The sequence below is a fragment of the Streptomyces longispororuber genome (genome assembly GCF_014656095.1).
GTDB classification, from domain to species: domain Bacteria; phylum Actinomycetota; class Actinomycetes; order Streptomycetales; family Streptomycetaceae; genus Streptomyces; species Streptomyces longispororuber.
This window is the reverse complement of the sequence record NZ_BNBT01000203.1, coordinates 1-12,085: the sequence shown is the minus strand read 5'-3', so window position 1 is coordinate 12,085 and position 12,085 is coordinate 1. Positions and strand designations below refer to the sequence as shown.

Here is a 12,085-nt window from a genome sequence, read left to right as displayed (position 1 = left end):
GGCCCTCGTCGAGCGGGCGCACCGCCTGGTGGAGCGCGTGCACGGGCTGCCCGGCCTGCCGGCCCCGCTGGCCGCCCGCTGGCAGGACTGGAGCCTGCCGCCGCACGACGGGGCGTGGCACGTGTGGCGCCCCGGCCACGACCCCGCCACGGTGGCGCCCCGGGTCCGGCGCCCGCTGCCCGACGAGGCGGTGCACCTGGTCAGCGACTGCTGGACGCCCGACCCCGGCTCGATCGAGGGCGTCGTCGCCTGCGCCGAGAGCGCGCTGCGGCAGCACCGGGCGGAGCGGGGCGCGTCCGCGTGACCGGTCCCGCGCGGCCCCCCCCGGGGCACCCCCTGCGGGCCGCCGTGCCGGGCAGGGTAGGTTCGTCGGGCGGATGTCGGCATCCGCGGGGGCCCACGCAGGGTGGGACCCTCCAGAGGTCGTGGCGAGGTGTGGTGGCATGGGTGTGCTGACGGTGGGGAAGGTCCTGCGGTTCGACGAGGTCCGCGGCTACGGGTTCATCGCCCCGGAGACGGGCGACGAGGACGTGTTCATGCACGCGAACGACCTGGTGGACGAGAAGTACCTCTACCAGGAAGGCAGCGTGGTCGAGTTCTTCATGGAGATGGGCGACAAGGGACCCAAGGCGTCGAACATCCGCCTGGTGCACCAGTCGACGTCGCACCAACTGCAGCGCGGACACCTCGCGGTCCGCCCCGCGCCCGCCGCCACCGGCGACGGGGCCGCCGCAGCGGCCGACGACTTCGTCGACGAGCTCACGGAGGCCCTGCTCGACTCGGTGGACTCGCTGACCGGCGACCAGATCAAGCGCGTGCGCGCCTGCGTCCTCGAGCTGGTGCGGGACCACGGCTGGATCGCGTCGTAGGCCACCGTCCGGGGCACCGGGCGGCCGGGCCGCCCCGGCGGCCGCAGGCCCGCCCCCGGTCCGGACGCCGGACGAGCGCGAGGCCGTCCGGACCCTGGGGTGTGGGTCGGGACGGCCTCGCGCTCGTAGGGGACTGCGGGGACGTGAGCGGCGTCGGAGACGTCAGAAGCGGACGGGCAGCGCGCCGAGCGCCGTGCCCTTGCCCGGCACGTCGAAGTACTGGAGCTCGGCGGGGTCGACCGCGAGCTCCATGGTGCGGTTCTGGAGCAGGAACGTGTTGATCACGACCTCGGTCTCGAGCTGGGCGAGGGCCGCGCCGGTGCAGTAGTGCGCGCCGCTGCCGAAGGACAGGTGGCCGACGCCGGGGCCGAGGTCGCGGGCGAGGTCCAGCTTCAGCGGGTCGTCGAACTGGCGCGGGTCGTGGTTGACGCCGACCAGGGACGGGATGACGGCGTCGCCCGTCTTGACCGGGCAGCCACGGAACTCGAAGTCCTCGGCCGCGTAGAGCGGTCCGCCGGTCGGCACGGAGGTGGCGTGGCGGATCAGCTCCGGCACGGCCCGCCGGGCCAGCAGCTCGGGCTGGGCGCGCAGCTTCTCCAGCTCCTCGGGGTGCGTGAGCAGGGCGAGCAGCGCCTGGCCGAGGAAGTGCGCGGGCGGCGCGATCCCCGTGCTGGTGAGCAGCATGAAGATCGCGATGATCACGTCGTCGGAGAGCAGGTCCTGGTCGGGGCCGCCGGGCTTGGCCAGCTCGGAGATGAGGTCGTCGGTCGGCTCGGCGCGGCGGCGCGCGATGAGGTCCTTGTAGTACTCGACGATGTTGGTGATGGCCGGGACGAGCCGCTCGGTGTCGTAGGAGACGAACTCCATGATCCAGCCCTGGAGCAGCGGCACGTCGGCCGCCTCGACGCCCATGAGCTCGCAGATGGCGGCGCTGGTGAGCGGGTAGCCGAGCTCCGAGACCAGGTCGCCCTCCTTCTTCTCGGCCAGCGCGGCGTAGATGTCCGCGGCGTTCTTCTCCAGGCTCGGGCGCAGCGCGTTGACGCGGCGGGCCGTGAAGGCGCGCGCGACCACGTTGCGCATCCGGGTGTGCTCCTCGCCGTCGGACAGGCCGAGGAGGCCGAAGTACTTGAAGTACTCCTGCGGCATGCCGACCTGCGCCAGCATCTCGTCGGTGAGGCTCGGGCCCTCCGCGCCCGGCAGCTTGGACTGGTCCCGGATGAAGCGGGAGTCGTGCAGGATCTCCTTGCAGTCGTCGAAGCCGGCGACGAACCAGACCGGGGACTCCAGGCCCTCGATGGAGGCCCGGAAGAGCGGGCCGCGCTCGCGCAGCGGGCCGTACTCCGCCGGGTTGCTGACGGTTTTGTTGCTCAGGTGGAGGATCTGCTCGGTCACGCTCGTTCTCTCTTTCTCGGTTCGCCGCGCGCGGCCCCCCGCGGGGCGGGCGAGGGGCGCGGGGCAGGTGAAGGGCTCGGGGTGGGTGCCGGGCCCGCCCGGTCGGACGGGCCCGGCACCGCGGTGCTGCTCCGTCAGTCCGCGAGGTGGCGGTTGATGACGTCGCAGATCTCGGCCGCGACCTTGGGTGCGGTCAGGCCGAAGTGCGTGGAGTGGATGTCGTGGGCGCGCACGTCGCCCTCGACGTACGGGTCCCAGAACGCGGCCTGGGCCTCCGGGCTCAGCGTCGCGTTGAAGTACAGCGCCGTGCCGCGGTAGACGGGCGGGGTGAACTCCCGCGCCAGACGGACGTGTTCGGACATGATCAGGGCGCCGTTCTCGATGAGGGTCCGCCGGTCGGCGTCGTCGTCCTCGCCCGGCAGGTAGCCGGCGAGGAAGTCCCGCCCGACGGTCCGGTCGAGCACCACGTCCTCGGCGACGAAGGCCGTCGTCGGCGCGGCGTCGAGGAGCGCGACGAAGGGCACCTCGTGGCCGCGGCGCTGGAGCTCGGCGGCGACGGCGTGGGACAGGGTGCCGCCCATGGAGTGGCCGACGAAGTGGTACGGGCCCTCCGGCTGGACGCCGAGGATCTGCTCCACGTAGTCCAGGACCATCGCCTCGAAGCTCTCCGGGATCGGCGAGCCGTCGTAGCCGCGGGCCTGGATGCCGTACACCGGCCGGTCGCCGAGCTGCATCGCCATGCCCAGGTACGACCAGGACAGGCCGAAGCCGGGGTGGATGAACCACACGGGCGTCCCGGTGCCGCCGCCGCGCAGCGGCAGGACGACCCCGTACGGGTCGGTGCGCTCGGTCTCCTCCGCACCCTCGGCGCCCGCGGTGAGGCGGGCGGCGAGCTGCGCGACCGTGGGTGCCTGGAACACCGTCCGCATCGGCACCTCGACCATGAGGACCGCGCGGACGCGGCTGACCAGGCGCGTGGCGCTCAGCGAGTGGCCGCCGAGGTCGAAGAAGTTGTCGTCGACGCCGACCTTCTCCACCCCGAGGACCTGCGCGAACAGGCCGGCCAGCACCTCCTCCTGCGGGGTGCGCGGGGCGCGGTAGGCCGCGCTGCCGGTCAGCTCGGGCGCCGGGAGCGCCTTGTGGTCGAGCTTGCCGTTGGGGGACAGCGGCAGCCGCTCCAGGGTGACGAACGCGGCGGGCACCATGTAGTCGGGCAGGCGTTCGGCGACGAAGGCCCGCAGTGCGGCCCCGTCCAGCTCGGCGCCGGGGGCGGGGACCGCGTAGGCGACGAGCTGCTTGCTGCCCGCGGTGCCGCGCGCGACGACCGCGGCCTGGGCCACCTCCGGGTGCGCGGCCACGGCGGCCTCGACCTCGCCCGGCTCGATCCGGAAGCCGCGGATCTTCACCTGGGAGTCGGCGCGGCCGAGGTACTCCAGGTGCCCGTCGGCGGTCCAGCGGGCCAGGTCGCCGGTGCGGTACATGCGGCCGCCCGCCGGGCCGAACGGGTCGGCCAGGTAGCGCTCGGCGGTCTGTGCCGACCGGCCGTGGTAGCCGCGCCCGATGCCCGCTCCGGCGAGGTACAGCTCGCCGACCGCGCCCGGGCCGACCGGGGCCAGGGACGGCGTGAGCACGTAGCCGCGCAGGTTGTTCAGCGGCCGCCCGATCGGCACCCCACCGGTGTAGGAGGCCTGGGGGTCCAGGACGTGCGAGGTGACGTAGAACGCCTCGCTGGGCCCGTAGCAGTTGACGATGCGGACCTCGGGCCACTGGGCGCGGATGCGGTCCACCAGCGCCGGGGTCAGGGCCTCGCCGCCGAAGAGCAGCGCCTTGGGCGTCACGCGCTCGCCGAGCTGGTCGACGAGTTCGGCGAAGGCCGAGGGCACCGAGCTGATCACGTCCAGGTCCCAGTGGTCGCGCTCGGCCAGGGCCAGGACGTCGCGCACCAGCTCCACGCTGCCGCCGCGGGTGAGGGTGAACCACAGCTCGAAGCTGGCCACGTCGAAGCCGATCGAGGTGCTCGCCAGCATCTTCGGGCCCCCGTCGAGGCCGACCTCGTCCACCATGCCGTGCAGGGCGTTGACCAGGTTGGCGTGGGTCAGACCCACGCCCTTGGGCAGGCCCGTCGAACCCGAGGTGTAGATCTGGTACAGCAGGTGGTCCGGACGCAGGACGCCGGTGCGCTCGCTGTCGGCGAGGTCGGTGTCCGCGTACGCCGACACGTCCGCCTCGTCCAGCAGCAGGCGCTCGGTGTGCACGCCCTCCGGCAGGACCCCGGCCGCGGTGGAGTCGGTGAGGATCAGCCGGGGCCCGGCCGTGTCGAGGATGTGCCGCAGGCGGGTGCCCGGGTAGCCGGGGTCGACCGGTACGTAGGCGGCGCCGGACTTCAGCGTCGCCAGCAGCGCCACCACCAGCTCCGGGGTGCGCGGCAGGACCACCGCCACCAGGGAGTCCGGCCCGATGCCGCGCGCGGTCAGGAGCCGGGCCAGGCGGTTGGCCCGCGCGTTCAGCTCCGCGTAGGTGAGCCGCTCGCCCTCGTGGACGACCGCGGTGGCCTCCGGCGTACGGGCGACCTGCTCCTCGACCAGGGCGCTCGCGGTGCGCCCCGGCACCTGCGCCGCGGTGTCGTTGAACCGGCCGAGCACCAGCTCCCGCTCGGCCTCCGCCACCAGGTCGAGGCGTGCCAGCGGCGTGTGCGGGTCGGCCGCGAGCTGCTCCAGGACCCGGCCGAGGCAGGCGGCGATCCGCTCGACCTCCGGGCGCTCGAACAGGTCCTTGCGGTACTCCAGGACCGCCATGCTCAGGTTCGGGTCGGACCCGAGGGTGATCGGGTAGTGGGTGCTGCTGTGGATGCGCATCCCCGTGATCTCGACGCCGGCCTCGCCGTGCGCCTCGGTCATGCCCTCGCGGTCGATCGGGAAGGACTCAAAGATGATCATGCTGTCGAACAGGGTGCCCACGCCCGCGGCCCGGTGGATCTCGGTCAGGCCGAGGTTCTGGTGGTCCATCAGCACCGCCTGGCGCTCACGGAGCCCGGTCAGCAGGTCCGCGAGGGTGTCCCGCGGCGTGTACTGCACCCGCACCGGAAGGGCGTTGATGAACAGGCCCACCATCTCGTCCACGCCCGGCACCTGCGGCGGGCGGCCGGAGACCGTCGTACCGAAGACGACGTCCTGGCGCCCGGTCAGGTGCCCGAGGACCACGCCCCACGCGCCCTGGAGCAGCATGTTGAGCGTGATGCCCAGCTCGCCCGCGCGGCGCTGGAGCTCCTGCCCGATCCCGGCGGGCAGCGGCAGGTCGACGTGGTCGGTCGCGTCCTGCCCCTCGGGCACGGCCGTGGTGGCGGCCGCGGGGGCGAGCAGCGTCGGCTCCTCGACCCCGTCGAGCTCCCGCGCCCAGGCCTCGAACGCCGCCTCCTGGTCCTGCCGTCCGAGCCAGGCCAGGAAGTCGCGGTAGGGGCGCACCCGCGGCAGCGCGGAGGTGTCCCCGTGCGCCGCGTAGACGCGGATGAGGTCCTGGAGCATCAGCGGGAAGGACCAGCCGTCGAACAGGACGTGGTTGACGGTGAACACCAGCTCCGAGCGGTCCTCGGCGCGCAGCACCAGGATCATCCGCATCATCGGCGGCACCGCCGGGTCGAAGTGCGCCCGCTGGTCCTCGGCGAGGAGCTCGTCGAACGCCTCCTCCTGCTCCCGCTCACCGAGGCCGCGCAGGTCCACGACCCGCCAGGGCAGCTCGACGTGGTCCAGGACGAGCTGGACCTGCTGGCCCGCCGCCGAGGCCACGAAGGCCGTACGGAAGTTGGCGTACCGGTCGAGGAGCGCCTGTCCGGCCGCCCGCATCCGCTCCGGGTCCACCGCACCGGACAGGTGCATGGCGAACTGCACGTGGTAGGCGTCGAAGGAGGTGTCGGCGAGCTGGCTCTGGAAGAGCAGACCGGACTGCGCGTCCGTCATCGGCCACACGTCCCGCAGGCCCGGGTACTGCTCCTCCCACAGCTCCAGGTCGCGCTGGCGCACCCGCACCAGGGCGACGTCCGACGGCGTCAGGCCGCCCGCGCCGGGCTGGGCCGCGTGCCGGGCCAGGCCCTCCAGGGCGGTGTGCCACAGGTCGGCGAGCTCCTGGGCCTCCTCGCGGGCGAGCAGCCCGGCGGGGAAGCCGATGGAGGCGCTGAACTGCGGGCCCCGCGCGGTGTCCACCACGAAGGAGTTGATCTCCACCGCCGCCAGGGCGGGCATGTCCGCGTCCAGGTCGGCGGCGATGCCCTCCATGTCGGTGGCGATCGCCCAGCTCCCGCCGCCGCCCGGCTGGTCGCCCTGGGCGAACCGGCCCAGGTAGTTGAAGGCGACCTGGCCGCCCTGGTGCGCCCGCAGGACCTCGGCGGTCTCCGGGTTGAGGTGGCGCAGCAGGCCGTAGCCGATGCCCTTGTCGGGGACGGCGTTGAGCTGCTCCTTGACGGCCTTGATGACGTGGCCGGCGGAGCGTCCGCCCGCGACGGCCTCGGCGACGTCGAAGCCGTCGACGCTCAGCCGGACCGGGAACATGCTGGTGAACCAGCCGACCGTACGCGACAGGTCGACACCCGGCGCCGCGGCCTCCTCGCGGCCGTGGCCCTCCAGGCGCAGCAGCAGCGAGGACGCGGCGGTCTCGTCGACGCCCCGGTTCCTGCGCCACTGCGTCAGGGCCAGGGCGAGCGCGCTCAGCAGGCCGTCGTTGGGGCCGCCGTGGAACGCGGCGGGCAGCGACGTGAGCAGCGCCTCGGTGGCCTCGGGGGCGAGGCGCACCTCCACGGTCTCCATGGTGGCGCGGGTGTCGACGGCCGGGTCGAGCGGCCGGGAGCCGATCAGCGGGTCGGGGCCCTCCACGATGTCCTGCCACAGCGGGAGTTCGGCCGTGCGCCGCGGCGACGCGGCCTCCTCGGTGAGGGCGTGGGCCCAGTGGCGCATCGAGGTGGGCACCGGGGCGAGCGCGGGGGTGCGGCCCTCGCGGACCTGCTCCCAGGCCTCGGCGAGGTCCGGGGTGAGGATGCGCCAGGACACGCCGTCGACCACCAGGTGGTGCAGCACGATGATCAGGCGGCCGGAGGTCTCGGGACCGGCGTCGAACCACACGAACCGGGCCATCGACCCGGACGCCGGGTCCAGCTCCCGCACCGCCGCGTCGAGCGCGGCCTTGGCCTGCTCCCGCCAGGCGGTGTCCTGCCAGTCACCGGCGCACGGCACACGGCGGATCAGGGCGGCCACGTCGACGGTGCCCGGCTCGGCCACCTCCAGGCCCGGCTCGCCGGTGGTGACGAGGCGGGCGCGGAGCACGTCGTGGTGGTCGACGACCGCGGCCAGCGTGGCCGCGAGACCGCTCTCGTCGATGCCGCGCGGCAGGTTCACCGTCATCGACATCACGAACCGGTCGAAGCCGCCGCCGAGGCCGGTGATGTAGCGGGCCACCGGCAGCAGCGGCATCCAGCCCACGCCGCCGCCGGCCAGCTCCTCGCGGACCGCCGCGGCCGTCCCGCCGGTCGCGGCGGCCACGGCCAGGGCGGCCACCGTACGGCACTCGAAGACCTGCCGCGGCGTGATCTCGATGCCGTGGGCGCGGGCCTTGGAGACGACCTGGATGGAGCGGATGGAGTCACCGCCGACGGCGAAGAAGTCGTCGTCGATGCCGACCCGCTCCAGGCCGAGGACCTCCGCGTACGCGGCGGCCAGCGCCTGCTCCTCGGGGGTGCGCGGCGCGGTGTAGGCGCCGCCGGGCACCTCCGGTTCGGGCAGCGCGGCCTTGTCGAGCTTGCCGTTCGGCGTCAGGGGCAGTTCGTCCAGGAGGACGAAGGCCGAGGGGACCATGAACTCGGGCAGGCGGCCGGCGGCGAAGCGGCGCAGTTCCTTGGCGGAGACGCCCGCGGTGATGTCGAAGTCGTCGGTCGTCTCGCGGGCGCCGACGGGCACCACGTAGCCGACCAGTTGCTTGGTGCCGCGCACGTCGCGGACCAGGACGACGGCCTGGGCGACGTTGTGGTGCTCGGCCAGGGCCGCCTCGATCTCGCCGGGTTCGATGCGCAGGCCGCGGAGCTTGACCTGGTCGTCGCTGCGGCCGAGGTATTCGAGCTGGCCGTCGGCGCCGCGGCGCACGACGTCGCCGGTGCGGTACATGCGCGAGCCCGCGGGGCCGTAGGGGTCGGTGACGAAGCGCTCGGCGGTCAGGGCCGGGCGGCCCAGGTAGCCGCGGGCCAGGCTCGGGCCCGCCACGTACAGCTCACCGGGGGTGCCCTGCGGCACCGGGGCGAGCTGCTCGTCCAGGACGCGTACCCGGTTGTCGGCCACGGCGGTCCCGATGGGGGTGTGGTCGCTGGTCAGGGGCGTGGAGAGGGAGCCGCAGACGGTGGTCTCGGTGGGGCCGTAGGCGTTGACGAAGCGCCGTCCGGGCGACCAGGCGGCGGCCAGGCCCGGCGGGCAGGCCTCACCGCCCACGGTGACGGTGCGCAGGTCGCTCAGGGAGCGCGGGGTGTCGGCGGGCAGCGCGGCCAGCACGCTGGGCGGCAGCATCACGTGCGTGACGCGGCGCTCGGCCAGGGCGTGCACCAGGTCGTCGCCGACCAGGCGCCGCTGGGCCGGGACGATCAGGGCCGCGCCGGTGGTCAGGGACTGCACCAGCTCCCAGAACGCGGCGTCGAAGCTCGGCGCCGCGACCTGCAGGATGCGCGCGTCGGGGGTGATGCCGAGCCGCTCCTGGGTGGAGTGGCTGAGCGCGGCGATGCCCGCGTGGGTGACGGTGACGCCCTTGGGCCGGCCCGTGGAGCCGGAGGTGTAGATGACGTACGCCGGGTGCTCCAGGCGCGGACCGGTGCCGGGGGCGCTGTCCGGGCTGTCCTGCCAGGCCGCCCGGACCTCGGGCGTGTCGATGGCCACGACGTCGGTGGCCAGGTTCTCCGGCAGGTCCTCCAGCGCGGCCCGCGTCACCAGCAGGGCGGCGGGGGCGGCGTCGTCGACCATGTACGTGATGCGCTCGGCCGGGTAGTCCAGGTCGACGGGCATGTACGCCGCGCCCGCCTTCAGGATGCCCAGGGCCACCGCGACCTGCTGCGCCGAGCGCGGCATGGCCACGGCCACCTGCTGCTCGACCCCGATGCCGCGGGCGATGAGCCAGTGCGCGACGCGGTTGGCCCGCGCGTCCAGCTCCGCGTACGTCCAGGCGTCGTCGGCCGACTCCACCGCGAGGGTCTCGGGCGCGGCCTGCACCCGGGCCGCGAACAGCTCCGGGAAGGTCGCCTGCGCGGCCACCCGCTCGGGCTGCTCCCGCTCGGCGGCGAGCAACTGGCGGCGCTCCTCGGGCGTGAGCAGGTCGGCGTAGCTGATGCGGTGCGAGGGGTTGGTGACCGCGGTGGTCAGCAGCCGCTTCCAGCGCGTGATCAGCGTCTCGATCGTGGCGGCGTCGAACAGCTCCGTGGAGTACTCGGCCGCGATGGAGATGCCCGCGGGCGTGGTGCGGTCCTCGAACGTCTCGTCGAGGCTGAGCAGCAGGTCGTAGCGGGCGGTGCCGGTGCCGGAGCCGTCGGCCCGCACGCGCAGGCCGGGCAGCTCGAACTGGGCCGCCTCGTTGTTCTGCAGCGCCAGGGCGATCTGGAACAGCGGGTGGACGGACGGCGAGCGCTCCGGGTTGAGCTTCTCCACCAGGGACTCGAAGGGGATGTCCTGGTGCGAGTACGCGGCCAGGCTGGTCTTGCGGACCTGGGCCAGGAGCTCGGCGAACGTCGGGTCGCCGGAGGTGTCCGTGCGCAGCACCAGCAGGTTCACGAACAGGCCGACCAGGTCCTTCAGGTTCTCGTCGGTCCGTCCGGCGATGCCGCTGCCCACCGAGATGTCGGTGCCCGCGCCCAGGCGGGTCAGCAGCGCGGCCATGGTGGCCTGCAGCACCATGAAGGGGGTCGTGCCGGTGGCCTTGGCCAGCTCCGCGACGCCCTGGTGCAGCTCGGCGTCCAGGGTGAAGCGGAGCAGGTCGCCGGTGCCCTTGAGGACGGCGGGGCGGGGCCGGTCGGTGGGGATGGTGACCTTCTCCGGCAGCCCGGCGAGCTGCTCGGCCCAGTAGGCGTACTGCTTGTTGAACAGGCTGTCCGGGTCGGCCTCGTCGCCGAGCAGCTCGTGCTGCCACAGGGTGTAGTCGGCGTACTGCACCGGCAGTTCGGTCCACTCGGGGGCCGTGCCGCCCACGCGTGCGGTGTAGGCGGCGGCCAGGTCCCGGGCCAGCGGGGCGTAGGACCAGCCGTCGGCCGCGATGTGGTGGACCACCAGGGACAGCACGGACTCCTGCGGGCCGCTGCGGAAGAGCTGCGCGCGCAACGGCAGTTCGTCCTCCAGGGCGAACGCGTACCGGGCCGCCGCGGTGAGCGCCTCGGCCAGCTCGTCCTCGCCGTCGACCTCGTGCACGGCGAGCGCGGGCCGCGCCTGCTCGGGGGAGAGGATCCGCTGCTCGGGCTTGCCGCCGACCGCGGGGAAGAGGGTGCGCAGGGTCTCGTGGCGGGCCACGAGGTCGGCCAGGGCCGTCTCCAGCGCCGGCACGTCGAGGTCACCGCTCAGCCGGAGCACGATCGGCATGTTGTACGTCGCCGACGGGCCCTCGAACTGGTGGACGAACCACAGGCGCTGCTGGGCGAAGGAGAGCGGCAGGTGCTCGGGCCGCTCGGCGACGCGCACCAGCGGGGCCTGGGTGCGGGCACTGCCGTCCAGGTGCGGCACGATCCCCGCCACCGTCGGGTGGGCGAAGAAGGTGCGCAGCTCGACCTCGGCACCCAGCGTGGCGCGGATGCGGCTGATGAGCTTGGTGGCGAGCAGCGAGTGGCCGCCCAGGTCGAAGAAGTTGTCGTCGACGCTGACCCGCTCCAGGTCCAGGACCTCGGCGAACAGGTCGCACAGCAGCTCCTCCTGGAGCGTGCGCGGCGGCCGGCCGCCGGCCTGCGCGGACAGGTCGGGGGCGGGCAGCGCCCGGCGGTCCAGCTTGCCGTTGGCGGCCAGCGGCACCGAGGCGATGGCCACCACGGAGGCCGGGACCAGGTGGGCGGGCAGCCGCTCCTGGAGGTAGCCGCGCAACGAGCCGACCAGGACACCGATCTGCGTGGCCGCGGCCGGGTCGCTGGACAGGTACAGGTCGGCGCGGCGCGACGGGACGAAGGCGCCCCGCACCGGGCGGGTGACGGCCTCGGCGTCGGTCAGGACGAGCGCGTCGAAGCACTCGCCGGCCGCCGCCGACCAGGTCGTCAGGACGCTCCAGCCGCGCTCGGCGGCCCACTCGTGCAGGTCCTGCGGGTCGACGGCGGGCCCGGTCGCGGCCGGCGCCTCGGCGATCCCGACCTCGGCGGCCCAGCCGGCCTCCTCGGTCAGGCGGGCGTTGAGGATGCCGGTGACGCGCAGCGCGGGACCGGCCTCGGCCCGGACCAGCTCCTCCAGGGCTGAGAGGTCCCCGACCTGACGGCCCCAGTCCACGGCGGGCGCGTCGGTCACGTCCAGCGCGTCCACCGGGTCCTTGTGCACGAAGATCTCGTAGCGGTGGCGGGTGAGTTCGTTGTGGGCGTGGCCCGGCTTGAGGCGGATGTCGACGACGCCCGCGCCGTGCTTCTCGCCGAACTGCGTGAACCACTCGGGGTCCAGGACCAGTTCGGGCTCGGTGAGGATGGAGCGGGCGATGGCCGCGTGGGCCGCCGCCGGCGCCTCGTTCGGGTACTGGGTGCGCTGCACGCCGGTGCGCATCAGCCGCAGCGTGCCGGCGTTGCGGACGTCGCCGACGATGATGCGGCCGCCGGGGGCGAGGAGGTCGAGGGCTTTGGCGAGGACGTCGTCGAG

General features: G+C 74.0%; 4 protein-coding genes. 2 read left to right on the top strand and 2 right to left on the bottom strand.

The window, feature by feature from the left end; genetic code table 11:
• Both IE330_RS35340 and IE330_RS35335 read left to right on the top strand, forming a co-directional pair.
• On the top strand, positions 1-304 hold a 304-nt coding region (locus IE330_RS35340; protein WP_229926150.1), incomplete at its 5' end, for a hypothetical protein.
• 145 nt (positions 305-449) lie between these two features.
• Positions 450-869 carry a cold-shock protein gene (locus IE330_RS35335; RefSeq protein WP_190140274.1) on the top strand — a complete coding sequence of 140 codons (420 nt, stop codon included), beginning with the start codon at positions 450-452 and terminating at the stop codon, positions 867-869.
• Positions 870-1,031: 162 nt separating this feature from the next.
• Here IE330_RS35335 and IE330_RS35330 read toward each other — a convergent pair whose 3' ends face one another.
• Both IE330_RS35330 and IE330_RS35320 read right to left on the bottom strand, forming a co-directional pair.
• The gene (locus tag IE330_RS35330) at positions 1,032-2,261 is read right to left on the bottom strand and encodes a cytochrome P450 (protein ID WP_190140273.1); all 1,230 of its coding nucleotides are present in this window, start codon (positions 2,259-2,261) and stop codon (positions 1,032-1,034) included.
• Positions 2,262-2,395: 134 nt separating this feature from the next.
• Complete coding sequence (locus tag IE330_RS35320; protein WP_229926149.1) at positions 2,396-11,992, bottom strand: non-ribosomal peptide synthetase; 9,597 nt, start codon at positions 11,990-11,992, stop codon at positions 2,396-2,398.
• Between the last annotated feature and the right edge of the window lie 93 nt (positions 11,993-12,085).